Annotated in this window: 23 protein-coding genes; 10 read left to right on the forward strand and 13 right to left on the reverse strand. The window is 60.9% G+C overall.

The genetic code is table 11. The features are described from left to right. On the forward strand, nucleotides 1-244 hold a 244-nt coding region (locus KHU30_RS23460), incomplete at its 5' end, for a hypothetical protein (RefSeq protein ID WP_211445025.1). Nucleotides 245-389: 145 nt separating this feature from the next. Here KHU30_RS23460 and KHU30_RS23465 read toward each other — a convergent pair. The 3 genes from KHU30_RS23465 to KHU30_RS23475 form a co-directional block, all read right to left on the reverse strand. After that, nucleotides 390-1,781 carry a GntP family permease gene (locus KHU30_RS23465; RefSeq protein WP_211445026.1) on the reverse strand — a complete coding sequence of 464 codons (1,392 nt, stop codon included), beginning with the start codon at nucleotides 1,779-1,781 and terminating at the stop codon, nucleotides 390-392. A 241-nt stretch (nucleotides 1,782-2,022) separates the two neighbouring features. Further along, the gene (locus KHU30_RS23470) at nucleotides 2,023-2,592 is read right to left on the reverse strand and encodes a glycine zipper family protein (protein WP_230411052.1); all 570 of its coding nucleotides are present in this window, start codon (nucleotides 2,590-2,592) and stop codon (nucleotides 2,023-2,025) included. Nucleotides 2,593-2,604: 12 nt separating this feature from the next. Further along, entirely contained in the window at nucleotides 2,605-2,949 is a 345-nt protein-coding gene (locus tag KHU30_RS23475) for a hypothetical protein (RefSeq protein WP_211445028.1), read from the reverse strand. Between the two features lie 268 nt (nucleotides 2,950-3,217). On the opposite strand from KHU30_RS23475, the gene KHU30_RS23480 reads away from it, so the two are divergent. After that, the gene (locus KHU30_RS23480) at nucleotides 3,218-4,441 is read left to right on the forward strand and encodes a CaiB/BaiF CoA transferase family protein (protein WP_211445029.1); all 1,224 of its coding nucleotides are present in this window, start codon (nucleotides 3,218-3,220) and stop codon (nucleotides 4,439-4,441) included. A gap of 34 nt (nucleotides 4,442-4,475) precedes the next feature. Here the strand turns inward: KHU30_RS23480 and KHU30_RS23485 are convergent, their stop codons facing one another. From KHU30_RS23485 to KHU30_RS23500, 4 genes are all read right to left on the reverse strand, one after another. Further along, the gene (locus tag KHU30_RS23485) at nucleotides 4,476-5,072 is read right to left on the reverse strand and encodes an undecaprenyl-diphosphatase (RefSeq protein WP_211445030.1); all 597 of its coding nucleotides are present in this window, start codon (nucleotides 5,070-5,072) and stop codon (nucleotides 4,476-4,478) included. A gap of 249 nt (nucleotides 5,073-5,321) precedes the next feature. Further along, complete coding sequence (locus KHU30_RS23490) at nucleotides 5,322-6,455, reverse strand: porin (protein WP_211445031.1); 1,134 nt, start codon at nucleotides 6,453-6,455, stop codon at nucleotides 5,322-5,324. A gap of 191 nt (nucleotides 6,456-6,646) precedes the next feature. Further along, the gene (locus KHU30_RS23495; protein ID WP_211445032.1) at nucleotides 6,647-8,071 is read right to left on the reverse strand and encodes a sensor histidine kinase; all 1,425 of its coding nucleotides are present in this window, start codon (nucleotides 8,069-8,071) and stop codon (nucleotides 6,647-6,649) included. Next, entirely contained in the window at nucleotides 8,061-8,735 is a 675-nt protein-coding gene (locus KHU30_RS23500; protein WP_211445033.1) for a response regulator, read from the reverse strand. Before KHU30_RS23500 ends, KHU30_RS23495 begins: the two co-directional genes overlap by 11 nt. Nucleotides 8,736-9,026: 291 nt before the next feature. Here KHU30_RS23500 and KHU30_RS23505 point away from each other — a divergent pair, with 291 nt between their 5' ends. Continuing rightward, nucleotides 9,027-9,872: an amidohydrolase family protein gene (locus KHU30_RS23505; protein ID WP_211445034.1), complete on the forward strand. Its 846-nt coding sequence runs from the start codon at nucleotides 9,027-9,029 to the stop codon at nucleotides 9,870-9,872. Between the two features lie 5 nt (nucleotides 9,873-9,877). Here KHU30_RS23505 and KHU30_RS23510 read toward each other — a convergent pair whose 3' ends face one another. Beyond that, a complete protein-coding gene (locus tag KHU30_RS23510; protein WP_211445035.1) occupies nucleotides 9,878-10,705 on the reverse strand; it encodes a ferritin-like domain-containing protein in 828 nt (275 codons plus the stop codon). A gap of 139 nt (nucleotides 10,706-10,844) precedes the next feature. Between KHU30_RS23510 and KHU30_RS23515 the strand changes: the two genes are divergently transcribed. Then, entirely contained in the window at nucleotides 10,845-11,078 is a 234-nt protein-coding gene (locus tag KHU30_RS23515; RefSeq protein WP_211445036.1) for a hypothetical protein, read from the forward strand. A 78-nt stretch (nucleotides 11,079-11,156) separates the two neighbouring features. Further along, a complete protein-coding gene (locus KHU30_RS23520) occupies nucleotides 11,157-13,586 on the forward strand; it encodes a penicillin acylase family protein (RefSeq protein ID WP_211445037.1) in 2,430 nt (809 codons plus the stop codon). A gap of 34 nt (nucleotides 13,587-13,620) precedes the next feature. Here the strand turns inward: KHU30_RS23520 and KHU30_RS23525 are convergent, their stop codons facing one another. The 4 genes from KHU30_RS23525 to ugpB form a co-directional block, all read right to left on the reverse strand. Further along, nucleotides 13,621-14,700: a sn-glycerol-3-phosphate import ATP-binding protein UgpC gene (locus tag KHU30_RS23525; protein WP_211445038.1), complete on the reverse strand. Its 1,080-nt coding sequence runs from the start codon at nucleotides 14,698-14,700 to the stop codon at nucleotides 13,621-13,623. 1 nt (nucleotide 14,701) lies between these two features. Next, nucleotides 14,702-15,553 (reverse strand): sn-glycerol-3-phosphate ABC transporter permease UgpE, encoded by an 852-nt coding sequence (ugpE, locus tag KHU30_RS23530; RefSeq protein WP_211445039.1) that lies wholly within the window; start codon nucleotides 15,551-15,553, stop codon nucleotides 14,702-14,704. A gap of 21 nt (nucleotides 15,554-15,574) precedes the next feature. Beyond that, complete coding sequence (gene ugpA / locus KHU30_RS23535) at nucleotides 15,575-16,459, reverse strand: sn-glycerol-3-phosphate ABC transporter permease UgpA (RefSeq protein WP_211445040.1); 885 nt, start codon at nucleotides 16,457-16,459, stop codon at nucleotides 15,575-15,577. Between the two features lie 154 nt (nucleotides 16,460-16,613). Further along, the gene (ugpB, locus tag KHU30_RS23540; RefSeq protein WP_211445041.1) at nucleotides 16,614-17,927 is read right to left on the reverse strand and encodes a sn-glycerol-3-phosphate ABC transporter substrate-binding protein UgpB; all 1,314 of its coding nucleotides are present in this window, start codon (nucleotides 17,925-17,927) and stop codon (nucleotides 16,614-16,616) included. Nucleotides 17,928-18,296: 369 nt separating this feature from the next. Between ugpB and KHU30_RS23545 the strand changes: the two genes are divergently transcribed. The 5 genes from KHU30_RS23545 to KHU30_RS23565 all read left to right on the forward strand — a co-directional run bounded on the left by KHU30_RS23545 (nucleotide 18,297) and on the right by KHU30_RS23565 (nucleotide 23,719). Then, a complete protein-coding gene (locus KHU30_RS23545; protein ID WP_211445042.1) occupies nucleotides 18,297-19,436 on the forward strand; it encodes an acyl-CoA dehydrogenase family protein in 1,140 nt (379 codons plus the stop codon). Between the two features lie 48 nt (nucleotides 19,437-19,484). Beyond that, nucleotides 19,485-20,414 carry an SDR family oxidoreductase gene (locus KHU30_RS23550; RefSeq protein WP_230411054.1) on the forward strand — a complete coding sequence of 310 codons (930 nt, stop codon included), beginning with the start codon at nucleotides 19,485-19,487 and terminating at the stop codon, nucleotides 20,412-20,414. A gap of 16 nt (nucleotides 20,415-20,430) precedes the next feature. Continuing rightward, the gene (locus KHU30_RS23555) at nucleotides 20,431-21,582 is read left to right on the forward strand and encodes a CaiB/BaiF CoA transferase family protein (protein ID WP_211445043.1); all 1,152 of its coding nucleotides are present in this window, start codon (nucleotides 20,431-20,433) and stop codon (nucleotides 21,580-21,582) included. Between the two features lie 95 nt (nucleotides 21,583-21,677). Next, nucleotides 21,678-23,336, forward strand: a complete 1,659-nt coding sequence (locus tag KHU30_RS23560) for an AMP-binding protein (RefSeq protein WP_211445044.1) — start codon at nucleotides 21,678-21,680, stop codon at nucleotides 23,334-23,336. Between the two features lie 65 nt (nucleotides 23,337-23,401). After that, nucleotides 23,402-23,719 (forward strand): SCP2 sterol-binding domain-containing protein, encoded by a 318-nt coding sequence (locus KHU30_RS23565; protein ID WP_211445045.1) that lies wholly within the window; start codon nucleotides 23,402-23,404, stop codon nucleotides 23,717-23,719. Nucleotides 23,720-23,783: 64 nt separating this feature from the next. Here KHU30_RS23565 and KHU30_RS23570 read toward each other — a convergent pair whose 3' ends face one another. Beyond that, nucleotides 23,784-25,916, reverse strand: a complete 2,133-nt coding sequence (locus KHU30_RS23570; RefSeq protein WP_211445046.1) for a 3-hydroxyacyl-CoA dehydrogenase NAD-binding domain-containing protein — start codon at nucleotides 25,914-25,916, stop codon at nucleotides 23,784-23,786. Nucleotides 25,917-25,924: the final 8 nt, after the last annotated feature.

Consider the following 25,924-nt stretch of genomic DNA (forward strand, 5'->3'; position numbering starts at 1 on the left):
CTTCGGTCGGGTCCCCAAATCCGGCGCGCGCCAGCCGGGTGAGGGGCAAAACTCGCCTTCGGCTCAAACATGCCCCTCACAATTCCCGGCTGACACGCGCCGGATTTGGCAACGTCTCCATGCGGGGTACGTCAAAAGCAACGGCAACAGCAACTTCAAAAACAACCCCAACGTCAAAACCGGAGTCGCTCTAGTCAATTGGGGTCAGAGTTTTTTTTCGCGTTCTTTGCGAAAATTACTCTGACCCCAATTGACGGGCTACGGAGTGCGTGCGGCGGTATGCTAAGAACGGTGGCAGGTATGCACTTTCTTTTGCTTGTCTGCGCGGTAAGTCAAAAACAACGGCAACCCCCAAACGCGAAAAACATCATCTGCGGCAGTGCATTTTTTTAGACTATGCCCGTCAGATAGTATGCCCCGATCACCACAAACACCGCTGCGGTCTTGATCAGGGTCACCACAAAAATATCCTTGTATGACTGCCGATGCGATAGCCCGGTTACTGCCAGCAGGGTAATTACTGCGCCGTTGTGCGGCAGGGTGTCCATGCCGCCGCTGGCCATGGCGGCGACGCGGTGCAGGACTTCCATGGGGATGCCGGCGGCCTGGGCGTTTTCTATGAAAGTGTGCGACATGGCGGCGAGGGCGATGCTCAGGCCGCCGGAGGCGGAGCCTGTGACGCCGGCCAGGGTGGTGACGGTGACGGCTTCGTTGACCAGGGGGTTGGGGATGCTTTTCAAGGCGTTGGCGATTACCACAAAGCCTGGCAGGCCGGCGATGACGGCGCCGAAGCCGTATTCGGAGGCGGTGTTCATCGATGCCAGCAAAGCGCCGCTGACGGCGGCCTTGCTGCCTTCCGCGAATTTTTCCTTGACCGTTTTAAAAGCGAACAGCAGCACTGAAAAAATCCCGATCAGCAAAGCTGCTTCCACCGCCCAGATCGCCACCACGCCGGATACCTGTGTGACGACCGGCTTGCTGGAACCGGCCAGCGTCATTTCATGGCTGGCGCCATACACCGTGGGGATCCAGCTGGTGAACAATTTGTTCATGACGCCTACCAGCACCAGCGGCAGCAGGGCGATCAGGGGATGCGGCAGCTTGCCGTCGGCGACCGGCTCCGGCTCGTTCAACAGTGCGTTGCCGTAGCCTTCGCCGTTGGCGGTGGCCTTGCGGCGGCACCACTCCAGGTACAGCAGGCCGGTGGCCAGGATGAAGACGGCGCCGATCACGCCCAGCCAAGGCGCGGCCCAGGTGGTGGTATTGAAAAAGGTGGTCGGAATGATGTTCTGGATCTGCGGCGTGCCTGGCAGGGAATCCATGGTGAAGGTAAAGGCGCCGAGGGCGATGGTGCCAGGAATCAGGCGCTTCGGGATGCCGCCCTGGCGGAACATTTCGGCGGCAAACGGATAGACCGCAAACACCACCACGAACAGCGATACGCCGCCGTAGGTCAGCAGTCCGCATACCAGCACGATGGAGAGCATGGCGCGCTGCCGTCCGACCACCTGGATGACGCTGGAGACGATCGATTTGGAAAATCCGGAGAGTTCAATCACCTTGCCGAATACTGCGCCGAGCAGGAACACCGGGAAGTAGAGCTTGACGAAGCCCACCATCTTTTCCATGAAGACGCTGGTGAACATCGGCGCCACCATGCCGGGATCGGTCAGCAGCACTGCGCCGAGAGCGGCGACCGGCGCAAACAGGATAACGCTGTAGCCGCGGTAAGCGACAAACATCAGGAACAGCAAAGCCAGAATAACTACGATGAAACTCATCCTCTATCTCCTTGGGATTGAAACAGGTCGGCGCTACGGGATTGCATATTGCCACGGACTGAATGGCGGCGTGTCATTGTTAATATTGTAACTTGCGGCGGGGCCGGGCCGAAGGCAAAAGCTGTATTGCTTCAGAACGGCTGGAGGAGGAATTCGAGGCGGGCAGCTGCAGAAATGCGCGCCCTGGAATGCACAAAGACATGCCGCAGCATGTCTTTGTCGTGGTTGCGATCAGCCCGGATCAGTAGGGCGCGTAGTCTGGCGGGGGGCCGTAGTTGCCGCGTTGCGGCGGGTAGTAGTCGGGCGGCACCGAGTACTGCGGCGCCGGCGCGTATTGCGGCGGCGCATACAGGCGGCGGCTGTTGGCATAGCCGCCGGAGACCGGCACCTGGTTGCCCTTGGCGTACATGCATTGGGTATACACATTGTTGTACTCACGCTGCATGCCATAGCTGCTGCGCGCAGCCGAGTCGCCGGCGACCGAACTGCCCGCCAGCAAACCGACACCGCCGCCGATCGCCGCACCGGCGCCGGCGCGGCCGGTTGCCGCACCGATCAGGGCGCCAGCTGCGGCGCCGATGACGGTGCCGGCTGCCGCCGTGCCGACAGCATTATCTGCCGCCGCTTGCGGTGCATACGGGCCTATGCGGTCTTGCGCTGCACGCTGGCAGGCTGCTTCGTCATTGCGGAACTGTTCGTAGCTCTTGCCGGCGCCAGGCAGCGCCATCACATTGGGACCGGTCGGCGCGGTGACGCAGCCGGACAGCAGGACGGCCATCGAGACCGCGAATACCTTGGTTGTACTGTTCATCGTCACACCGCCTTATCGAGGTTGAGCTTCATCCGGCAATACTTTCATCCAGCCTTTGGGGCAGCGCGGGATCTGCGGATAATAGCCCGCCGGACTCGGGCAGTAATAAGCGTAGTTAGGGGCTTTTTCTATATAGGTTTGCGGCTCAGGCTGAACATACACCGGTGCCGGTGCGTAATAGACCGGCGGCGGCGCGTAGTACACCGGCGGCGGGCCCCAGTACAACGGTCCGCCTATGGTGACGCCGAAACGCGGGCCGTAGAAGCCGCCATGTCCGTAATAGCCGTATGCAAAGCTGGCCGAACTGGTCACCATCAGGGCCGCTGCAGCCAGTACCATCAGAACAATTTTCTTCATGATATATCCCACGCATTTCTTAGTGATTAAATAGTAGAACGGGCGACTGCAGCAGCCAAAAGGAGTTACTTCTGGTTGCACATGTTGCGTGCCGCTACATGCTATTCTAACCCGTCGGCGGCGGCCGGCCGCGGCGGGCCTGGCGATGCGCGCGATTGTTGCGTTGCGACATGCATTTTCCTGCGGCAGCCAGGGCTGGCGCCGTTCTTGGCCGTGCACGCGCGGACATATTCTATAATCGGCGATCCGCAGCCAGCAGACTACAGACATGAACCAGCCATCCGCAGAACAGCAATCCTCCCTCCAGGGCGTCAAGGTGATCGAACTCGGCACTTTGATTGCCGGCCCCTATGCCGCCAGCCTGCTGGGCCAGTTCGGCGCGGAGGTCATCAAGATCGAGTCGCCGGGCGACGGCGATCCGCTGCGCAAGTGGCGCAAGCTGCACAACGGTACCTCGCTATGGTGGTATTCGCAGAGCCGCAACAAGAAATCGGTGACGCTGAACCTGAAGTCGGAGCAGGGTCAGCAGATCGTGCGCGACCTGGTCAAGGATGCCGATATCGTGATCGAGAATTTCCGCCCCGGCACGCTGGAAGGCTGGGGCCTCGGCTGGGAGCAGCTGTCGAAGATCAACCCGAACCTGATCATGGTGCGCGTTTCCGGCTACGGCCAGGACGGCCCCTATCATGCGCGTCCGGGATTTGCCGCGATTGCCGAGTCAATGGGCGGCTTGCGCAACCTGGCCGGTTATCCGGACCGCCCGCCGGTGCGGGTCGGCGTCAGCATCGGCGACACGCTGGCGTCCTTGTATGGCGTGATCGGCGCGCTGCTGGCCATGCATCACCTGAAGGCCAATGGCGGCAAAGGGCAGTTCATCGATATCGCCCTGTATGAAGCGGTGTTCGGCGTGATGGAAAGCCTGATTCCCGAATACGCCGAATTCGGCTTCGTGCGCGAACGGACCGGCGCCAGCTTTCCCGGCATTTCGCCGTCCAGCACCTATCCTTGCCGGAGCGATGAGCGGGGCGAACATTATGTGATCATCGCCGGCAATGGCGACAGCATCTTCAAGCGCCTGATGCATGCCATCGGCCGCAGCGACCTGGCCGAAGATCCACGCCTGGCGCGCAATGACGGCCGCGCGCAGAACAACGATATGCTCGACGCCGCCATCGCCGAATGGACTTCACAACATGCGCTGGAGCACGTGCTGCAGGTGCTGGAGCAGGCGGAAGTGCCGAGCAGCAAAGTCTATACCGCTGCCGATATCCACCAGGACCCGCATTTCCGCGCGCGCGGCATGATCCAGCAGCATGCGCTGCCGGATGGCCAGCCGATCGACCTGCCGGGCATCGTGCCCAAACTGTCGGCGACGCCGGGGCAGACTAACTGGGTCGGCCCCGAGCTGGGCCAGCATACCGCCGAGGTATTGGCGGGTATCGGCAGAAGTCCGGAGCAGATCGCCGCGCTGCGTGAGCAGGGCGTGATCTGAGATCTGAGCATGGCGGAACCAGCTTCCAGGATCGTTACTTCATCATCCAGCCGCGCCGGATGAACGGTGCAAACAGGAAGCCGTAGATGGCGGAAGCGCAGCGGAACAGCGGCGGCATGAACCAAGGCGCGCAGCGATGGCAGATGATGGCGCTGACCGCGGCGACCGCGGCGGCGCCTGCCATGTCGAACGGATAGTGGACGCCCAGATACATGCGTGCCCACGCCATCGGCAAGCCGAGCAGGCTGTACGCCAGGCCGAGAGCGCGCAAGCGCTTGTGCAGCAGGAAGCTGAAAGCGACGCTCCACTGCAGCGTCAGGTGATCGCTGGGAAACGACGAGTCGGGGCTGTGCGCCAGGAAGTTGGTGCCGAGGCCGATCGCGAAAGGCCGCGGATGCTGCCAAAGCATGCCGCACAGCATGCTGATAGCAAGGCCGACGATGCCGGCCGCGACTGCTTCCAGCATCAGCTTGCGGGTGGCTTCGGATCCGCGCAGCCAGCCGGCCAGCAGCGAAACCGGAATCAGGTAAATGAGCAATTCTGCGGCAAACATCGCAGCGCTTAAGGTAATCGGATGGGGATGTGCGCTGGCGTTGAACAATAGGAATAGCGATTGATTGAATTCTTCCATGGGGCCTTTAAGTTTCAGGATCCAGCGAGATGCCGCTGCGTCAATGTGGTCGTTTGAGACTTGCTGACGACAGGATAGTTGCAAATACTTAGCGCTGGCTGAGGAGGCGGAATGGATAGTTCTCTAGGGGAAATCGTGCCTGAAGCCGGCAACAGTTGCCGGCAATAAAAAAGCTGGCAAGACCGTGGAGTCCTTGCCAGCTTCAAGTTTTACGGCAGTCCCGGCCAATTGCACCGGGTTCAAACAGGGTTAGAAACGGGTGCGCATGCCCATCGCGAATTCAGTCTGGTTCTTGAAGCCGTTGGCCGAACCGACGCGATAGCCGTCGCTAAGTTTCATATAGTCGGCAGCCACATACAGTTCGGTACGCTTCGACAGATGGTAGAAGGTTGAACCGTACAGGGTCTTCTTGTTGCCGCTGCCGGTGGCGGTCGAGCTGCTGGCGTCGGCGTAGGCGTTCAGGGTGCTGGTGCCGGCTGCGTTGTAGGCAGCGTTGTCAGCCTTCATCACCTGGTAACCGATTTCATAGTCAAACGAACCTTGCGGCGTGAACTTGGCCGATACGGTATACGCATTGTCCTTGCGCTGACCCAGTGCACCCTGGTCGGCGGTGTAATGGAAATAGCCGGCGTTCAGACGGACCAGGTCAAATATATAGCTGCCGCCGATCGAATAGGATTTGTGTTTTTCCAGGCTGGAGTCGATTCCGTTGCCGACGTCGGCCTGATTGATAAAGCCCGAAACGATAAAGTTGGAACCGTTATAGCCGATCGCTGCAGATTTGGTCGTATTGTGCGCGAACTGGCCGGCGACGTTCCCGAACTGATAACCCAGGCCGGCTACTACGCCGTTGCTGAACACTTTTTTCCAGACCAGGCCATTGTCGTAACGGGTGCCGGTAGCGCTGCCGGAGTAGAAAATCAGCTGTTTGAAATTGTTGTTGTTGGTGTAGCCGCCTTCTTCCAGACCCAGCTTGGAGCCGTAGGCATCGCCGTAGACCTGGGAAAAATCGCGCGCCAATGTATTTTGACGGCCCAGCGTGATCTGGCCGAAGGTGTTGTCTTGCAGGCCGACCCAGGCGTCGCGGTTGAACAGCACGCCCGGCGTATCCATCTCACCGGTGCCGACCACGAACTCTGCTTCCAGCTTGAAAATGGCTTTCATGCCGCCGCCCAGATCTTCGGCGCCGCGAAAGCCGAGGCGGTTGCCGCTGAACCATGCGACCGGAATTCCGGTCAGGCGGTCGCCTTGGCTGTCAGCGTGGTTGACAGTGCTGATGGTGGCGTCGATCAAGCCGTAGATGGTGACATTGGATTGGGCATGGGCGGCATTCACGGATCCCAGGGTCGCGAGAGCGGCCAGCGCCAGCAGCGATTTTTTCATTTGTGTCTCCAGATATTTATAGTTAAATTTGCCGATCGCGTGGATCGGTCGCCAGACTATAAAATTCGCAAGCTTACTAACTGCTTTCAGAGCGCAAATCAGGGTGCTTCGACTGTGGAAACCGCGCCACAGCTGGGATCAAATATATCCCGGATTTGAAAGCTGGCTGTAAGTTTTCTTCCGGAAAAGGCTCACTGTGTTGTTTGCGATCCACCCGCGGCCGCCGGAGTAGGGCTGGCAAGGGGGGGAAAGCTGATCGTCACCATCAGGCCGTCGCCGCAGGATGGTGTCGATAATGCAACTTCAGCCTTGCTGGCCGCCGCAATTTCACGGACGATCGCCAGGCCGAGGCCGCTGCCGTCGGAACGGTCTTCCTGCAGGCGATAGAAGCGTTCGAAAACACGTTCCCGTTCAGCCTCGGGAATGCCGGGGCCGTTGTCTTCCACCCGCAGCAGCGTGCCGTGCTCGCTGTCGTCGACCGCAATCGTCACGATGCCGCCGACCGGGGTGTAGCGCAACGCATTGTCGAGCAGATTGGCCACCAGCTCTTCCAGCATGGATGGGGTGGCCCGTACCATGACCGGATTGTCGCGGAATTCGAAACCGAGATCGATGCTTTTGCTCTGCGCCAGGGTGGCCAGTTCTTCGATCACTCTTTGCACCACCTCGATCAGGTTGACGTCGCTTTGGCGCAAGGGATGGCCTGTGCCGGTTTCGGCGTTGGACAGGGTCAGCAGCTGGTTCACCAGGCGGATGCCATGCTGTATGCCCTTGTTGATCGCGCGCAGCGCGGCATCCTTGCTGGCGCTGTCGCTGCTGCGCAAGCCATAGTCGACCTGGGTGTTGAGCACCGTCAGCGGCGTGCGCAGCTGATGCGATGCATTGGCCAGGAAGCGCCCCTGCGCCGACATATGCTCGTCCAGCCTTTGTACATAGTCATTGATGGCGTGCACCAGCGGCACCAGCTCGGAAGGCACCGGCGCGGTGTCGAGCTCTTCCAGGGCCCCCGGCTTGCGGCGCTGTACGCGGTCGCGCAGGCGCATCATCGGCGCCAGTCCATGGCGCAGGCCGAGCAGCAGCAGCAGGCCCACCAGCAGCAGGATGACCAGCTGCTCCTGCACTGTGTGTTCCCACATGCGGTCCGACAGCGCCTTGTAGGAATGCTGGGTTTGCGCGACTTCGATGATGACCGGCGCGCGTTCCGGGTTGCCGACCACTTGCTGGAAAAAAGCGACGATGCGCACCGGTTCATCGCGGAACGTCGCGTTGAAATAGACGGCTTCTTCGTTATGGCTGGCTTTCGGCGGCGCCGGCAAATCGGGCTGCCCGGCCAGCAGTGCGCCATGCGCCGTCACCACGCGGTAATAGATGAGGTCGTGCGAATCGGACTGGAACAGTTCCAGCGCCGCCGGCGGAATCGTCGCCTGCAGGGTCTCGTCTTCATAGCGTATCTGTTCGGCGATGATGCGCGCCGAACCCAGCAGCATGCGGTCGTGCACCACAGTCGCCATCTCGATGGCGTTGTTGTAAGTGACCCAGGCGTTGAAGCCGACGAACAGCACCAGCGGCACCAGCAGCCACAGCAGCAGCTGGGTGCGCAGGCTGTTAAACCACATGCTGGTGCTGCAGCAGGTAGCCGAGTCCGCGCAAGGTGATGATGGCGGCGTCGCCATGCTCCAGTTTCTTGCGGATGCGGTGGATATAGACTTCGATGGCGTCTTGCGACACTTCTTCGTCCATGGCGTACAGGCTTTCCGCCAGCGCTTGCTTGCTGACGGTCTTGCCCATTTTCATGATGAGCGTCTCCAGCACTGCGTGCTCGCGCCGGGTCAGGGTGAGCGCGACGCCGTCTATCGAAAAGATCAGGCTGTTGCTGTCGTAACTGAGCGAACCGCATTGCAGGACCGGATTCTTTTGCTGGCTGGCGCGCCGCAGCAGGGCGCGGATGCGCGCCTCCAGCTCGTGCACATCGAACGGCTTGGCCATGTAGTCGTCGGCGCCGCTGTCGAGGCTGCCGATGCGCCCTTCGACCGAATTGTTGGCGGTCAGGATCAGCACCGGCACATTGTTGTGGCGCGCGCGCAGCCGCCTAAGCACCTCGCTGCCTTGCAGCTTGGGCAGGGACAGATCGAGAATGACCAGTTCGTATTGCTGGGTCAGCAGCAAGTGATCGGCGTCGGCGCCGTTATACACGCAGTCGACTGCATATTTGTTTCGGTGCAAGGTAAGCGCCAGCCATTCGGATAGTGGCCTGTTGTCTTCTACCAGCAAAATTCGCATATTCGTTTCTGCCCAGGGGATGCTGCATGTTTATCGCCATGCGATGACGCGAATTATAAGTCCGCAATTGCTGCTACGGGGCATGCCGCTTGGCAGAGCGAAGATATAGCGGTATTCCAGGCGGTTTTCAATTGCCCGGTCAAAATCTTGCATGCTATTATTGGTCCAGCCAATAGACCTTTTGGGCGGCCGCAACGAAGCCCGATCAGCGGCGTAATATAGCAAACCAGCCGCTACTGGCGGAAAGCCGGAAACGTGCTGCATTGATTGTCGCAGGAAGGATAAAACGCAATGGTTCTTGAAAACGGCGGCGTCATGCGCATCGACGCCCATCAGCATTTCTGGCTGCTGGCCAACCGGGCAGGGCAATGGCCGCCGCCTGAGCTGGCGGCTATCCACCGCGATTTCCTGCCGTCCGACCTGGCGCCGCTATTGCAGCAGCATGGCATAGGCGGCAGCGTACTGGTGCAATCCTTGCCGAGCATGAGCGATACCTTGTTCATGATCGGCCTGGCGGAACAGAACCCGTTTATCCGCGCCGTGGTCGGTTGGACCGACTTGAAGTCAACGCATGCCGAGCAGCAGATCGCTGTGCTGGCGAGCCATCCGAAAATGCGCGGCTTGCGGCCCATGCTGCAGGACCTTGCCGACGACTGGATAGACGATCCGCTGCTGGCGCCGGCGATCGCCGCCATGCATCGTCATCGGCTGAGCCTGGATGCGCTGGTCTTGCCGCGTCATTTGCCGTCCTTGCTGGCGTTTGCCAAGCGCTACCCGGAACTGCCGCTGGTCATCGACCATGCTGCCAAGCCGCACATCGCGGACGGCCGGATGGAGCCGTGGCGCTCGCTGATCAGCCAGCTGGCGGCCATGCCGCAGGTGTACTGCAAATTATCAGGCCTGGTGACGGAGGCGGCTGCCGGCTGGCAAATATCCCAGCTGCAGCCCTATGCTGCACATGTGCTGGCAGCTTTCGGGGCGGAGCGGGTGATCTGGGGCAGCGACTGGCCGGTGCTCAACCTGGCTGCGGACTACGGCCGCTGGCTGGAGGTTGCCGAGGCGCTGCTGGCGGGCCTGGAGCCCTGGCAAAAGCAACAGGTCATGGGAGGAAATGCACAACGCTTCTATCGCTTGTAGCGGCGCTAGCGCAGGAACACTTTGTTCATGATCTGCGTCACCGGGTAGGCCACCATTGTCTGCACGGTTGGCGGCAAATCCAGCGGCCGCATGATCATTTTGATGGTCATGTCGGCGGACAGGTGGGCGCGGATGGTCGTGTTCATCTTGCTGTGTATCCGCTGCAGCATGTCCTGGTCATCGGCATGCGAGGGCGCTCTGGTGCCGAGCACGTGGCGCAGGGCGCAGGCGGCATCTTCGTTTTTCATTTCCATGGTGCGGCGGCGCAGGGCGCCAAAGATGCGGTGCCGGCGCAAGCCCTCGTTCTGGCGGAAGCGGCGGAAGTAGCGGAAGAAATGCTTGTAGTGGTTCACTTCGTCCTTGGCGATGCGCGACGCCAGGTCTTTCAATACCGGCTCGCTGGTGCTGCGCGACAGCGCACTGTAGAAGGTCGCGGTGCCGGCTTCCACCACGCAGCGCGCCACCATTTCCAGGCCCTTGCTGGGTTCCAGCAATTCAACCTTGCAATAGCTGGAATATTCGCTCAGGAAATTGGCGTAGGCGGCCGGCCAGTCGAATTCCGGCCAGATATGCTCGACGTAGGCGCGCAGCGCCTGGCCGTGCTGCAGTTCTTCGACTTCCCATTGTTCGCGCAGCCAGCTGGAAATTTCCGGCTCGTCGCCATAATAATCAACCAGATTCTGCGTATAGAGATCTGAACCGCTCTCCACAAACGAGGCGCAGGCAACCAGGTAAAACAGGTTTTCATCGGGGCGTACTTGCGCGATATCGATTTTTGAAAAATCCAGATCGGCGATTTTCCAATGCGTACTCTCTTCGCGACCTTTGTGCATGATCAATCTCTCCGGTTGGTTGTGACTGATGAAGGTAAGACGCATTCCTCTGCAATAGGTTCAAGGTACACGATTTTTCGGCAATGTGCGTATTTGCAGCTCATGCTAGCATTGCTCTTATTTGCAGCGAGGTGAATGTATGAGCGATCAAAGCAGCCAGAACGTCGAATATCGCGGCTATAGCATTGTGCCGAAGCCGGTACAGGGCCACGACGACCTGTGGCATGACGGCTACCAGATACTGAAGGGCGGCGCCAGCGTTTCCAGCCGCACCAATACCGAAAGCGCGCACAGCACGCTGCATGCGGCGTTTGACAGCAGCGTCGAATTTGCCAAGGTCGAGGTCGATAACCTGGTCGCCCTGACCGGATAAGGCCAGCGGCAGCTGGGCCGCGCTGTGCATCTCTTGCCGGTCTATGGATATTTTATAAATAAATTATAAAAGCTGCTTATGCGAACAGCCTTGTCCTTGCACACCCCTTATGCACTGGCCTTGCTGGCCGTGCTGGCAGGCACGCCCGGCTACGCCCGGGAACCTGCCGCGCTGCCTGCGGCCAGCCAGGCTTTCCATGTCGGCGGCTTGAAAAAACCTGCCGAAATATTGATCGACCAATGGGGCGTACCGCACATATATGCGGCGAATCAAGACGATGCCTTTTTCGTCCAGGGCTTCAACGCCGCGCGCGATCGCCTGTTTCAGATCGATTTATGGCGCCGCCGCGGCCTCGGCCAGCTGGCGCAGGTGTTCGGTCCGGCCTATGTGCAGCAAGACCGCGCCACCCGGCTGTTCCTGTACCGCGGCGACATGCAGCGCGAATGGCAGTCCTACGGTCCGCATGCGCAGCAGGTGGCGACTTCCTTCGTGGCCGGCATCAATGCCTATGTCGCATACCTCAAGGCTAATCCGGACCAGTTGCCCTTTGAATTCAAGAAACTCGGCTATGCGCCGGCCAGATGGCAGGCGGAAGACGTGGTGCGCATCCGCAGCCACGGCCTGACGCGCAACCTGGACAGCGAAGTGGCGCGCGCCAATGTCGTTTGCAAGGCCGATCTCAAATCCGATGAAATCCGGGTCGGCCTGACGCCGCAGTGGCAAACCTCGCTGCCTGACGGTCTCGATCCCTGCCTGCCGAAAGATCTGCTGAACGTATTCAAGCTGGCGACCCAGGGCGTGAAGATCAGCAAGGACAGCCTGGCCGATGGCGGCAAGGCCGATGCGGTGGTCATGGCCGCCGCCGAGAATCCGGAAGAAGCCGCCGAGGGCAGCAACAACTGGGTGATTGCGCCGGCCAAATCCGCCACCGGCCGCGCCATCATGGCCAACGATCCGCACCGCGCCTACTCGACGCCGTCCCTGCGCTACATCGCCCATCTCCATGCGCCGGGGCTGGACGTGATCGGCGCCGGCGAACCGGCGCTGCCGGGAATTTCGATCGGCCATAACGGCAGCGTCGCCTTCGGCCTGACGATTTTCAATATCGACCAGGAAGATTTATACGTTTACCAGCTCAATCCCGAGCATGAAAACCAGTACAAATACAAGGACAAGTGGGAGCCGTTCAATATCATCAAGGAACAGATCGAGGTCAAGGGTGCCAAGCCGGTCGAAGTCGAGCTCACTTTCAGCCGGCACGGCCCGGTGATCTTTGTCGAACCGGGCAAGAATCGCGCCTTCGCGGTACGCTCCGGCTGGCTGCAGCCAGGCATGGCGCCGTATTTCGGCAGCATAGAATACATGCGCGCCACCAGCTTCGCCCAGTTCAAGCAAGCGCTGCTGCATTGGGGCGCGCCGACCGAGAACCAGGTCTATGCCGACACCAAGGGCAATATCGGCTGGGTGCCGGGCGGCCTGGCGCCGATCCGGCCCAACTGGGACGGCTTGCTGCCGGTGCCGGGCGATGGCCGCTATGAGTGGGCCGGCTTCTGGCCGGGCGACCAGCTGCCCTCCAGCTACAATCCGAAGCAAGGCTGGTTCGCCTCGGCCAACCAGATGAACCTGCCGGCCGGCTATCCTTACCGCGAACGCAAGCTCGGTTTCGAGTGGACCAATAATGCGCGTTTTACCCGCATCAGCGAAGTGCTGTCATCGCTCAACAAGGTCTCGCTGGAAGACTCCATGCGCCTGCAAAACGACGACCTGTCGATACCGGCGCGGCGCCTGGTCGCCTTGCTCAAGCCTTTGTCATCCAGCGATGCGCAGACCCAGGCCGCCCTCAAGCTGCTGGCCGGCTGGGATGCGGTGGAGCGCGCCGATTCGGCGCAGGCCGCCTTGTTCGAGGTGTGGCTGTCGCGCCATCTGGGCAAGGCCTTCAAGGCTGCTGTGCTGAGTCCGGCTGCTGCAGATGCCATGGGCGCACCGGACACCGCGGTGCTGCTGGATACGCTGGAGCAGCCGCAGGCGCGTTTCGGCCAGGATGCGCTGCAAAAGCGCAACCAGGTTTTGCTGGCCAGCCTGGCGGCGGCCTATGCTGAAATGGAGAAATTGCAGGGCAGCGATAGCGTCCAATGGCAGTGGGGCAAGCTGCACCACAATCTGATGGAGCATCCGCTGGCGGCGGCCGTGGATGAGGCGACGCGGGCCAAGCTGAATGTCGGACCGATGCCGACCCATGGCGGCGCCTATTCGCCCAACCAGTCGACTTACCGCAGCAGCGATTTCCAGCAAACCAACGGTCCCTCGTTCCGGGTGGTGGTTGATGTCGGCAACTGGGACAACTCGCGCGCAGTCAACTCGCCGGGACAGTCGGGCGATCCGGACAGCCCGCATTATCACGACCTGGCCGACAAGTGGCTGAAAGGCGAATATTTCCCGCTGCTATATTCGCGCGCAGCGGTGGAGAAAGCCACGGTCGAGCGGATCAGCCTGCAACCGGCGGATTGAAGGCGGCCCGGACAGTGTCTGGCCGGGCCGCCTGTCAGCCAAACTCGATGCGCTGGGTGGTCTCAGGATTAAACCAATGCAAGGCTGCGGCATCGAAGCCCGCCGTGATTGCCTGCCCGGCTTCGACCGCAGTCGCCGCCGGCACCCGCATTACCAGCAACTGGTCGCCGATGGAAGCATGCACCAGCAAATCGGCGCCCAGCGCTTCCACCAGTTCCGCCCGCAGGCTCAGGCCGGGCTGGCCGAAGATCAGCTGCTCCGGACGCAGGCCCATGATGCAGTCATGGCCGGCGATCGGATGGCAGCTGAACGGCAGGTTGACGGCGGCTGCATTGTCGATGGCGAAGCTGTTGCCGTCAGCCGCCACGCGGCCGCGTAGCAGGTTCATCGGCGGTGAGCCGATAAAGCTGGCGACAAAGGTGGTGGCAGGGCGCGCATAGACTTCCGCCGGCGTGCCGATCTGCTCGGCGCGGCCGCCGTTCATGACGATCATGCGCTGGCCCAGGGTCATGGCTTCGACCTGGTCGTGCGTCACATACAGGCTGGTGGTGCCGAGCGTGCGGTGCAGCTTCTGGATTTCCAGGCGCATCTGCACGCGCAGCTTGGCGTCCAGGTTGGAGAGCGGCTCGTCGAACAGGAATACCGCCGGCTCGCGCACGATGGCGCGTCCCATCGCCACCCGCTGGCGCTGGCCGCCCGACAGCTGGCGCGGGGTACGCTGCAGCAGCGCGCCCAGTTCCAGGATCTTGGCCGCCTTTTGCACGCGCGTCTCGATATCTTCCTTGCTCAGGCCGCGTATCTTCAAGCCGTAAGCCATGTTCTCGTAGACGCTCATGTGCGGGTACAGCGCATAGTTCTGGAACACCATGGCGATGTCGCGGTCCTTCGGCTCCAGCTTGTTGACCACGCGTTCGCCGATCACGATGTCGCCGGAGGTGATATCTTCCAGCCCCGCCACCATGCGCAGCAAGGTCGACTTGCCGCAGCCGGAAGGGCCGACCATGACGATGAATTCGCCGTCGGCGATATCGATCGAGATGCCGTGGATGACATCGACGGCCTTGGGCGCCTTGCCGTAGGTTTTCTTGACGTTCTTCAGATGTACTTGTGCCATATCACTTCTCGGAATCAACCAGACCTTTAACAAACCATTTTTGCATCACGACCACCACCAGACCCGGCGGCAGCATCGCCAGCACCAGGGTGGCCATCACCATATTCCATTCCACCGCGGAATCGCCGCCGACAATCAGGGTCTTGATGCCGATACCGATCGGATACATGTCCTGGTTGGTGGCGATCATCAGCGGCCACAGATACTGGTTCCAGCCGTAGATGAACATGATCACGAACAGCGCGATGATATTGGTGCGCGACAGCGGCCAGATCACGTCCTTGAAGAAACGCAGGGGGCCGGCGCCGTCGATGCGCGCCGCTTCCGCCAGTTCGTCCGGAATGGTCAGGAAGAACTGGCGGAACAGGAAGGTGGCAGTGGCCGACGCGATCAGGGGAATGGTCAGGCCGGCATAGGTGTTGAGCATGTGGAAATCCGACACCACCTGGTAAGTCGGCGTGATGCGCACCTCCACCGGCAGCATCAGGGTCATGAAAATCATCCAGAAAAACAGCGAGCGTCCCGGGAAGCGGAAGTAGGTCATGGCAAACGCCGACAACATCGAGATCGAGATCTTGCCGATGGCGATCGCCAGCGCGGAAATCAGGCTCACTGCCAGCATGCGGCCTACCGGAGGCGCCGAGACGTTGCCGGAGCTGCCCTTGGTCAGCAGCGCGCTGTAGTTTTCGATGAAGTGGCTGCCGGGCAGCAGGGACAAAGGCGCAGCAGAGGCCTGCTCCGCGCTTTGCGTGCTGGCGACGAACGCCACATAGAGCGGGAAGGCGATGATGATCACGCCCAGGATCAGCACCAGGTGGCTGACCATGTCGAGAATGGGGCGGCGCTCAATCATGGGCGTCTTTCAAGATAATTTTCATGCGTACTGGACTTTCTTTTCAACATACTTGAACTGCACCACCGTGAGGACGATGACGATGGTCATCAGGATCACCGACTGCGCAGCAGCGCCGCCCAGGTCGCCGCCCTTGAAGCCGTCGTTGAAGACCTTGTAGACCAGGATCTCGGTGTCCTTGCCGGGGCCGCCCTGGGTGGTGGCTTCGATGATCGCAAAGGTATCGAAAAAGGCGTAGACGATATTGACCACCAGCAGGAAAAACGTGGTCGGCGACAAAAGCGGGAAAACGATGGTGGCAAAGCGCTTGACCGGGCCGGCGCCGTCGATGGCGGCAGCCTCGATCAGCGATTTCGGGATCGATTGCAAGCCGGCCAGGAAGAACAGGAAGTTGTAGCTGACCTGTTTCCAGACCGCGGCGATGACGATCAGGATCATGGCGTGGCGGCCGTTCAGCACGTGATTCCAGTCGATGCCGACGTAATGCAGCCAGTGGGAGACGATTCCCAGCGTCGGGCTCAGCATGAACATCCACAGCACGCCGACCACCACCGGCGACACCGCATACGGCCAGATCAGGAAGGTTTTGTAGACGGCGGCGCCTTTCGCTACGCGATCGGCAAAGGCGGCCAGGATCAGCGACAGCGACAGGCCGAGCACCGCGACCAGCACCGAGAATACAGCCGTGGTCTTGAACGAGCCGAGGTAGTTGCTGTCGGCGAACAGGGTGCGGAAGTTGTCGAACCAGACGAATTCCGAATAGCCGCCGAAGGCATCCTGCAGCAGCATCGACTGGTACAGGGCTTGCACCGCCGGCCAGACGAAAAACAAGAGGGTGACAATGATCTGCGGCGCTACCAGCGCATAGGGCAGCCAGGCAGATTTGAAGCGAGCGCGTTTTTCCACGATGGGACTTTCTATCGTCCGCGGCGATGCGGGGTATCAGGGTAAGGCGGGGCTGCAATTCCCGCAGTGTAGGCGAACGCTGCGGGAAAGACCAACTATTCCAATGTTGCCGAAACCGGAGCCGTGTGCGGCTCCGGGTCAGCGTGCGAGACGGTTACTTGTTGGTTTTTTCAAAACGTTCCAGCAGCAGGTTGCCGCGTTCCACTGCGGTGTCCAGCGCCTGCTTGGCCGTGATCTTGCCGGTCCAGACATTTTCCAGTTCTTCATCGATGATGGTGCGGATCTGCGGCATGTTGCCGAGGCGGATGCCGCGCGACTTGTCGGTCGTCTTGGTGATCATCTGCTTGACCGGGACGTCGGTGCCGGGATTGCGGTCATAGAAGCCGGATTTGCGGGTGATGTCGTAAGCGGCCAGCGTGGTCGGCAGGTAGCCGGTCTCCTGATGCCACTTGGCTTGCACTTCAGGCTTGGACAGGAACTTGAAGAACTTGGCCACGCCCTTGTAGTCCTCGGTCTTCTTGCCGCCCATGACCCACAGCGAAGCGCCGCCGATCATGGTGTTTTGCGGCGCGCCCGGGACGTCGTTGTAGTACGGCAGGGTAGCGATGCCGAACTTGAACTTGGAATTCTTCGCGATATCCGCATAGCTGGAAGACGAGCCGGTCAGCAGGCCGCATTCGCCGGAATAGAATTTCGAGGTTGCCTCGTCCTTGCGGCCGGCATAGGTGAACAAGCCTTGCTTGGCCCAGTTGGCGAGGTTCTCGATGTGCTTGACGTGCAGCGGGCTGTTGAACTTCAGGCGCGTATCCAAGCCGTCGAAGCCGTTGTTCTTCGATGCGAATTCGACGTTATGCCAGGTCGAGAACGATTCCAGCTCCACCCATGACTGCCAGGTAGTGGTGTAGCCGCACTTGGCGCCGTTGGCTTTCAGCTTGGCCGCATCGGCCGCCAGTTCGGTCCAGGTGACCGGCGGCTTGTTCGGATCGAGGCCTGCCTTGGCGAACATGTCCTTGTTGTAGAACATCACCGTGGTCGAGCTGTTGAAGGGCAGCGACAGCAGGCCGGCGCCCTTGGGCGCGGCATAGTAGCCGCCGATGGCCGGCACGTAGGAGGCCGGATCGAAAGATTCGCCGGCCAGCTTCATGACTTCCGAGACCGGCTTGATGGCGCCCTTGGAATACATCATGGTGGCGGTGCCGACTTCGAATACCTGCAGGATGTCGGGGGCGTTGCCGGCGCGATAGGCAGCGGTCGCCGCGGCCATCGCTTCGTCGTAGGCGCCCTTATAGACCGGCACTACCTTGAATTCCGTCTGGCTCTTGTTGAACTCGTCGGCCAGGCCGTTGACGCGGTCGCCGAGGGCGCCCGCCATCGAGTGCCACCACGATATCTCGGTAACGGCATGCGCTGATACGCTCACGGTCGCGAGCGCGCAGGCAATGGCTAGTGCGTTGAATTTGAATTTCATGGGGCCCCCGTAAAATTTTTAATGGTAGCGAATCGTTATGACGACCGCATGACTTTGCTGACGGGTCCTGGATCGGGACTCTGCAAAGCCGGATTCTATAGGTGACTTTATGGGCCGCGCAATGTTTGTTTTATCCATTGGCAATGACAGCCTGAATATGCACGCTCTCGGTCGCCAGCCTTTGCCAGTCATTGTTTGGGCTATGGCAAAGCCTATGTGTAATAAATATTACCTTTTGGTCGAGGTGTGGCACTAGCTTTAAGATTGACAAGCGATAAATCCTTAAATACCATCGATTGGGTAATTTTTTTATCAGAAATCAATCGAAGTGTAAAAAAAATTACACACTATAAAATATCAGGAGACTCAATGATCCCGCGTCAGTTGTTCAATGCCGACCACGAAGAATTCCGTCAAAACCTGCGTCGCTTCCTCCATGCCGAGGTCCTGCCGCGCCACGCTGCCTGGGAAGAGCAAGGCTTTGTCGACCGCGATATCTGGCAGCGCGCCGGTGAACTGGGTTTCCTTTGCACCAACATGCCGGAAAACTACGGCGGTTCCGGCGTCGACCGCAAATTCAGCACCATCGTGCTGGAAGAGCTGGCCAGCAGCAACGCCTCCGGCATCGGCTGGCCGCTGCATTCGGACATCGTGGCGCCTTATCTGCTGCGCTACGGCAGCGAGCAGCTGAAACAGGCCTGGCTGCCGAAGATGGCGGCGGGCACGGCGATTACCGCGATTGCGATGTCGGAGCCGGGCACCGGCTCGGATCTGCAGGCGATACAGACTACTGCCGTCGAAGACGGCGACGACTACATCGTCAACGGTTCCAAGATTTTCATCACGAACGGCTATAACAGCGACATGGCGGTGGTGGCGCTCAAGGTAGGCGACAAGGCGCGCGGCGCCAAGAATGTCTCGCTGCTGGTGATCGAGGCCGACCGGCCCGGTTTCAGCAAGGGCAAGCCGCTGAAGAAAATCGGCATGAAGGCCCAGGATACCTGCGAACTGTTCTTTGACAACGTGCGGGTGCCGAAGGCCAATATCGTCGGCGAGGTCGGCGCCGGCTTCAGCATGCTGATGCAGGAGCTGGCCTGGGAGCGCCTGCTGATCGCCATCACTTCGGTGGCCAACGCGGAAGCGATGCTCGACGTCACCATCGAATACACGCGCGAGCGCCAGGCTTTCGGCCGCTCGGTATCGTCGTTCCAGAATACCCGCTTCAAGCTGGCCGAGATGAAGACTGAATTGCAGATTGCCCGCGTGTTCGTCGACCGCTGCGTCGAGCTGGAAGTCAAGGGCGAACTGCAGGTGGACGCTGCCGCGGCCGCCAAGTACTGGTGCTCGGACCTGCAGGGCAAGGTGCTGGATCAATGTTTGCAACTGCACGGCGGTTATGGTTTCATGCAGGAGTACCCGATTGCGCGCGCCTTTATCGATGCGCGCGCCCAGCGCATCTATGGCGGCACCAATGAAATCATGAAAGAGATCATTTCCCGCACCATCTGATTGCAGGGTGGCCGGAGCTTTTTTTTCAATTGAATAAAGATAGAAATCATGGCAAATGAATTACGAAATGAATTACGCTATGACGGCCGCGTGGCGATTGTCACCGGCGCCGGCAATGGTCTTGGCCGCGTGCATGCCTTGCTGCTGGGGGCGCGCGGCGCCAAGGTAGTGGTGAACGACCTTGGCGGCGACGTCCATGGCGGCGGCAAGTCCAGCGCTGCTGCCGACCAGGTGGTGGCGGAAATCATCGCCGCCGGCGGCACGGCGGTCGCCAATTACGATTCGGTGGAAGCCGGCGGCCAGATCGTGCAGACCGCGCTCGATCATTTCGGCGGCGTCGACATCGTCATCAACAATGCCGGCATCCTGCGCGACAGCAGCTTCGCCAAGATGAGCGAGGACGACTGGGACCTGATCTACCGCGTCCATGTGCTGGGCGCCTTCCGCGTTACCCACGCGGCCTGGCCGCACATGCGCAACAAGGGCTACGGCCGCATCGTCATGACCACTTCGGCCGCCGGCATCTACGGCAATTTCGGCCAGGCCAACTACAGCATGGCCAAGATGGGCTTGATCGGCATGGCCAATACGCTGGCGGTGGAAGGCGCATCCAAGAATGTGCTGGTCAACACTATCGCGCCGCTGGCCGGTTCGCGCATCTCCGAAACCGTGATGCCGCCGCAGATGCTGGAGGCGCTCAAGCCGGAATACGTCGCGCCGCTGGCAGCCTATCTGTGCCACGACAGCTGCAAGGAAAGCGGCAGCCTGTTCGAGGTCGGCGCCGGTTTTCATGCCAAGCTGCGCTGGGAGCGCACCCAGGGCCATCATTTCCGCGGCCAGGCTTTCGGTCCGGAGGAAGTGGCGGAACGATGGGCCGAGATCGGCGATTTCAGCGATGCCACCTATCCCAAGACCATCGGCGAATCGCTGATGTCGATACTGCAAGGCGTCAACTCGCCGTTCGGCCAGAGCAAGTAGCCCAAGCCTGACAGCCATGGCTAACCCGCTCCTGTCCGGCATCCGGGTGCTCGACCTGACCCGTTTGCTGCCCGGTCCTTTTTGCAGTTTTTACCTGGCGCAGCTGGGCGCCGAGGTGATCAAGCTGGAAGAGCCCCAGGGCGGCGATTATGCCCGCTTGCTGGCGCCGGAACTGTTCACGCTGGTCAACCGCGGCAAGCAATCCGTCACCCTCGACCTGCGGCAACCGCAGGCGGTGGAGCTGCTGAAGCAGCTGGCGGCCGAGGCGGATGTCCTGATCGAGTCGTTCCGGCCCGGCGTGATGGACAAGCTGGGTTGCGGTTACCAGGTTCTGAAACAGATCAATCCGCGTTTGGTGTATGCGGCGCTGACCGGCTACGGCCAGACCGGTCCCTATAAAGACCGCGCCGGCCACGACATGAATTACTGCGCCTATGCCGGCGTGCTGGACCAGACCGGCGCTGCCGACGGCGCGCCGGTGCTATCGAATTTCCAAAGCGCCGACCTGGCCGGCGGCGCGCTCACTTGCGCCCTCGGCATCCTGGCCGCCGTCATCGGCGCGCGCGCGTCAGGGCAGGGCGCGCTGGTCGACGTCGGCATGCTGGACGGCACGCTGGCGCTGCAGGCGCTCTCGCTGGCCGCTATCCGCACGCTGGGCGAGAGCAAGGCGCGCGGCAGCGATGTGCTGAGCGGCGGCCTGCCCAATTACAGCATCTATGCCTGCGCCGACGGCAAGCACGTGGCGCTGGCGGCGCTCGAACCGAAATTCTTTTTCAATTTCTGCCAGGCAGTCGGACGGCCCGACCTGGCCGCCTTGCCGCTGGCGACTGGACCGGATGGGGCAGCGTTGCGCCAAGCCCTGGCCGATCTGTTCAAGACACGCAGCCGCGATGAGTGGGAGCTGCTGCTGGCGGAGCGCGACTGCTGCGTGTCCGGCATCTACAGCCCGGACGAAGCGCTCGCCAATCCGCAGGTCAGAGCCCGCGGCCTGATCCGGATGGAAGGCGGCAAGCCTTTGTCCGACCTGCCGATCCGCTTCAGCGATACTACTGTCGCGGCGGCTGGCGCCTGTCCGGCCTTGGGAGCGGATACCGCCGCAGTGCTGGCGAGGCTGGCTGGCATCGACGACAAGCAGCTGGCTGCCTTGGCGGCGCACGGCGCAATCTGATATGGACGAAATCAATGCAAGGCGATTACCGGCAAGATCGAAGAAAATATAAAAATCGGCAGCAATCATCCTGAACTTCGTGCGAGGAGACACCCGTGGACGAACAAAAGAATTCAGTGCAAATGATGTTGCAATGGGCCGCCGCCAAGCCCAACGCGCCCTGGCTGTTCCAGCCGGTTCTCGGCGAATGGGAAGTCACTACCTGGGCGCAGGGCAGCGACCAGGTACGGCGCATGGCGGCAGCGCTGAAGGCGATGAACTGGGAACCTGGCAGCCGCATCTGCATCTCCGGCCGCAACACCGCGCATTGGATCATGGCCGACCTGGCGATCTCCATGGCCGGCCACGTCAGCGTCGGCATGTATCCGAAACAGGCGGCGGCCACTACCCGCTACATCTTCGAGCATAGCGAAGCCAAGGCGGTGTTCCTCGGGCCGATGCCGGACGCGGACGATTTCACCGGAGCGATCCCGGCCTCGATGCTCACCATTTCCTTTCCGTATCAGGAGGCGCCGGCAGGACAGCTCGGCTGGGATGAATTGGTCACAGCCAACGCGCCCATGGCAATCGAAGACTATCAGGCGCCGCCGCCGGAGGCGCTGATGACCCTGATCTACACCTCGGGCACCACCGGCAAGCCCAAAGGCGTGATGCTCAGCTACGGCAACGTGCAGTTTGCGGTTTACAGCATCATGAACCTGGCGCCTTCGCTCGGCCAGGAGCGCTATTTCTCGTATATGCCGCTGGCGCATGCCTTCGAGCGCTTTGCGATTGCGCTGCCGAGCTGCTACAACGGCGGCGAAGTGCATTTCCTCGAAAACGTCGACAAGATGGGCGAGCAGCTGGCGCAGGTCGCACCCACCCGCTTCTTCGGCGTGCCGCTTGTGTACGGGCGCATACAGGCCGCCATCCTGCACAAGATGCCGCAGCAGAAGCTGGACCGCCTGATGAAAATACCCCTGTTGCGCACCATCGTCCGGCGCAAGATCCGGGTCGCGGTCGGCTTGCAGCATGTGCGCTTCTGCCTGTCCGGGGCGGCACCGATACCGGCGGCATTGCTGGACTGGTACCAGCGCAATCTCGGCCTGACGGTGCTGCAGGGTTATGCGCCCACTGAAGCCTCGGTCTATTCCAGCGCCTGCCTGCCCGACCAGAACCGCGTCGGCTCGGTCGGCAAGCCGCCGCAGAACGCTGGCTTCAAGCTGTCCGAGGACGGCGAAATCCTGTTCAAGCATCCGGGCCTGATGATGGGCTATTACAAGGATCCGGAGAGCACGCGCGCCGCCTTCACCGAGGATGGCTATCTGCGCACCGGCGACCAGGGCAGGGTGGACGAGGACGGTTACCTGTATATTACCGGCCGCGTGAAAGACATCTTCAAGACCGCCAAGGGAAAATACGTGGCGCCGGCGCCCATCGAATGTTCGCTGGCGCGCAATGCCGATGTGGAAAACCTGCTGTTCATCGGCAGCGGCATGAACCAGCCGGTGATGGCGGTAACCCTGACCGCGGCGGCGCGCAGCAAGCCGCGCGCCGAAGTCGAGCAGCAGCTGATTGCCGACATGGCGCTGGTCAATGCGACGCTGGAGCCGCATGAAAAGATCGCCAAGTGCGTGGTGCTGAAAGATGCCTGGAGCATAGACAACGGCTTGATGACGCCGACCATGAAGGTCAAGCGCAGCGAAGTGGAAAGGCGCTACGCCGGCCTGATGGAGCGGGAACTGCTGGTGCGCAGCGCGGTCGGATGGGAATGACAGGCCGGCCCCGAGCCAGGTCAAACAGAGCAGCAACAGATTTTTAAAACAACCCGAGGATAAAAATGACCGTTAACGACATCATCAAGCTCATGCCGAGCGCGCTGGATGCAGCCGCCGCGCTGAACATGAAGAACAGCATCCAGTTCGACATATCGAAGCCGATGTACCTGCTGATCGATCACGGAAAATGTACCGCTCACGAAGGCGTGATGGATGCGCCAGATGTCGCGCTGACAATGGCGGATGACGACCTGAAGGCATTGCTGAAAGGCGAGCTGAACGGCGCCATGGCCTTCATGAGCGGCAAGCTGAAGCTCAAAGGCGACATGATGCTGGCGCAGCGCATTCCTTCCCTGTTCGACGCCAGCAGGATTTCCTGATCGGATTGAGCGGATCCAGCCTGGATCGCGTCGCGCGCATCCAGGCTGTTTTTTTACGCCAGGCTTATTCGAACTGCTTGCCTTGTTCCGCCATCTGCACCAGGATTGCAGCCGGCGTAAAGTAGCTGCCGAACTGCTCCGCCAGCTGCCGCGCCCGCTTGACGAAATTGGCGACGCCGTAAGCGTTGATGTACTGTAGCGCACCGCCCTGGAAGGGTGCAAAGCCCCAGCCGAAAATGCTGCCGATGTTGGTGTCGGCCACGGTCAGCACGACTTTCTCTTCGTAGCATTTGGCTGCTTCATTGGCCTGCACGAACATCATCCGTTCGATCAAATCCTTTTGCGGCAGCTGCGCGGCCGCCAACGGAAACGCTTGCTGCAAGCCCGGCCACAGGTGCTTGCTCTCGTTTTCTGGATAATCGTAGAAACCCTTGCCGGCTTTCTTGCCTTTGCGGCCCAGCTCAGTCACCATTTTTTCCAGTCCTGCATCGGCCGGGTGGCCCGCAAAAGGCTTGCCGGCTTCGGCGAAATCCTTGCGGGTCTGCTGCAGTATGTGCAGCGACAGCGACAGGCTGACTTCATCGTGCACCGCCAGCGGTCCTACCGGCATGCCCGCCTGCAAGCCGGCCATTTCAATGGCGCGCGGATGCTGGCCTTCCATCAGCAGCTGCAAGCCTTCCATCACATAGGTGCCGAACACCCGCGAAGTGTAGAAGCCGCGCGAGTCGTTGACCACGATCGGCGTCTTCTTGATCTGCTGCACATAGTCGAAGCCGCGCGCCAGGGTTTGCTGGCTGGTATGTTCGCCGACGATGATTTCCACCAGCGGCATCTTGTCTACCGGCGAAAAGAAGTGCAGGCCGATGAAATTGGCCGGCCGCACGCTGGCCTGCGCCAGGCCGGTGATCGGCAGGGTTGACGTATTGGAAGCGAAGACGGCGTCGGCGCTGATCAGCGCTTCAGTCTTGCGGGTCACGTCGGCCTTGATGGCGCGGTCTTCAAACACCGCCTCGATGATCAGGTCGCAGCCTGCCAGGTCATTGAAATCCGCGGTTGGCTGGATGCGCGCCAGCAGGGCGTTCTTGCCTTCTTCGGTTTGCTGCTTGCGGCGGATGGATTTGTCGAGCAGCTTGGCGGAGTAGTTCTTGCCGTTTTCCGCATTTTCCAGGCTGTTATCGAGCAGCACTACTTCGATGCCGGCTTTCGCCGATGCGTAGGCAATCCCAGCGCCCATCATGCCCGCACCCAGTATGCCGACCTTGCTGACCTTGGACGGCGCAAAGCCTTCCGGACGCGACTTGCCCTTGTTGATGGCATTGAGCTGGAACCACAGCGTGCCGATCATGTTCTTGGCGACCGGCGACAAGGCGCAATTGACGAAGTAGCGCGATTCGATTTCGCAGGCAGTATCGAAATCGACAATGCCGCCTTCGAACACGCAGCTCATGATGTTGGTGGCGGCTGGATAGTTGCCGAAAGTCTTGGCGCTTGCCATCGACGGCGCAATCGCCCACAGCTGGCCGTTGCCCGGGCTGCGCGAATCGCCGCCGGGCCAGCGGAATTTCTTGTCGTCCCAAGGCTGCTTGGCCTTGGGGTTGGCCAGGCACCAGGCCTTGGCCTTGGCCAGCAAGTCTTGCCTGTCGTCGGCGAGCTCCTGGATGATGCCTTGTTGCAGCGCTTCTTCCGCGCGCAGTTCCTTGCCTTCCAGGATCAGCTGCAGCGCGCTCTGGATGCCGATCATGCGCGGCAGGCGCTGGGTGCCGCCGCCGCCCGGCAACAGGCCGAGCTTGACTTCCGGCAGGCCGAACTTGGCTTTCGGATTGTTGATGGCGATGCGGTAGTGGCAAGCCAGCGCCAGCTCCAGGCCGCCGCCCAGCGCGGTGCCGTTGAGCGCTGCCACCACCGGCCGGCCGCACAGCTCCAGGCGGCGCATGAAGGCTTTGAATTCCTGCACCAGGTCGAAGGCCGCTTGCGCTTCGGTGATCTGGTACAGCTTTTCGATATCGGCGCCGGCCACGAAATCGGCCTTGCCGGAGGTGATGATGACGCCGGCGATAGTGGCATCCGCTTCGATGGCGGCAATCGCCTGCATGAACGGCGCCGTCAGCGCCTCGTTCAGCACATTCATCGAACGGCCCGGCATGTCCAGGGTCAGGGTGACGATGTTGTCGCTGTCTTTCTGAAAATTCACACTCATGATAGGTA

This window comes from Collimonas humicola (assembly GCF_018304945.1).
Classification (GTDB): Bacteria; Pseudomonadota; Gammaproteobacteria; order Burkholderiales; family Burkholderiaceae_D; genus Collimonas; species Collimonas humicola.

Excerpts from the sequence above, each read along its gene's own strand:
- KHU30_RS23465 (WP_211445026.1), bottom strand. The coding sequence starts at position 1,781 with ATGAGTTTCATCGTAGTTATTCTGGCTTTGCTGTTCCTGATGTTTGTC.
- KHU30_RS23470 (WP_230411052.1), bottom strand. The coding sequence starts at position 2,592 with ATGAACAGTACAACCAAGGTATTCGCGGTCTCGATGGCCGTCCTGCTG.
- KHU30_RS23475 (WP_211445028.1), bottom strand. The coding sequence starts at position 2,949 with ATGAAGAAAATTGTTCTGATGGTACTGGCTGCAGCGGCCCTGATGGTG.
- KHU30_RS23480 (WP_211445029.1), top strand. The coding sequence starts at position 3,218 with ATGAACCAGCCATCCGCAGAACAGCAATCCTCCCTCCAGGGCGTCAAG.
- KHU30_RS23485 (WP_211445030.1), bottom strand. The coding sequence starts at position 5,072 with ATGGAAGAATTCAATCAATCGCTATTCCTATTGTTCAACGCCAGCGCA.
- KHU30_RS23490 (WP_211445031.1), bottom strand. The coding sequence starts at position 6,455 with ATGAAAAAATCGCTGCTGGCGCTGGCCGCTCTCGCGACCCTGGGATCC.
- KHU30_RS23495 (WP_211445032.1), bottom strand. The coding sequence starts at position 8,071 with ATGTGGTTTAACAGCCTGCGCACCCAGCTGCTGCTGTGGCTGCTGGTG.
- KHU30_RS23500 (WP_211445033.1), bottom strand. The coding sequence starts at position 8,735 with ATGCGAATTTTGCTGGTAGAAGACAACAGGCCACTATCCGAATGGCTG.
- KHU30_RS23505 (WP_211445034.1), top strand. The coding sequence starts at position 9,027 with ATGGTTCTTGAAAACGGCGGCGTCATGCGCATCGACGCCCATCAGCAT.
- KHU30_RS23510 (WP_211445035.1), bottom strand. The coding sequence starts at position 10,705 with ATGCACAAAGGTCGCGAAGAGAGTACGCATTGGAAAATCGCCGATCTG.
- KHU30_RS23515 (WP_211445036.1), top strand. The coding sequence starts at position 10,845 with ATGAGCGATCAAAGCAGCCAGAACGTCGAATATCGCGGCTATAGCATT.
- KHU30_RS23520 (WP_211445037.1), top strand. The coding sequence starts at position 11,157 with ATGCGAACAGCCTTGTCCTTGCACACCCCTTATGCACTGGCCTTGCTG.
- KHU30_RS23525 (WP_211445038.1), bottom strand. The coding sequence starts at position 14,700 with ATGGCACAAGTACATCTGAAGAACGTCAAGAAAACCTACGGCAAGGCG.
- ugpE (WP_211445039.1), bottom strand. The coding sequence starts at position 15,553 with ATGATTGAGCGCCGCCCCATTCTCGACATGGTCAGCCACCTGGTGCTG.
- ugpB (WP_211445041.1), bottom strand. The coding sequence starts at position 17,927 with ATGAAATTCAAATTCAACGCACTAGCCATTGCCTGCGCGCTCGCGACC.
- KHU30_RS23545 (WP_211445042.1), top strand. The coding sequence starts at position 18,297 with ATGATCCCGCGTCAGTTGTTCAATGCCGACCACGAAGAATTCCGTCAA.
- KHU30_RS23550 (WP_230411054.1), top strand. The coding sequence starts at position 19,485 with ATGGCAAATGAATTACGAAATGAATTACGCTATGACGGCCGCGTGGCG.
- KHU30_RS23555 (WP_211445043.1), top strand. The coding sequence starts at position 20,431 with ATGGCTAACCCGCTCCTGTCCGGCATCCGGGTGCTCGACCTGACCCGT.
- KHU30_RS23565 (WP_211445045.1), top strand. The coding sequence starts at position 23,402 with ATGACCGTTAACGACATCATCAAGCTCATGCCGAGCGCGCTGGATGCA.
- KHU30_RS23570 (WP_211445046.1), bottom strand. The coding sequence starts at position 25,916 with ATGAGTGTGAATTTTCAGAAAGACAGCGACAACATCGTCACCCTGACC.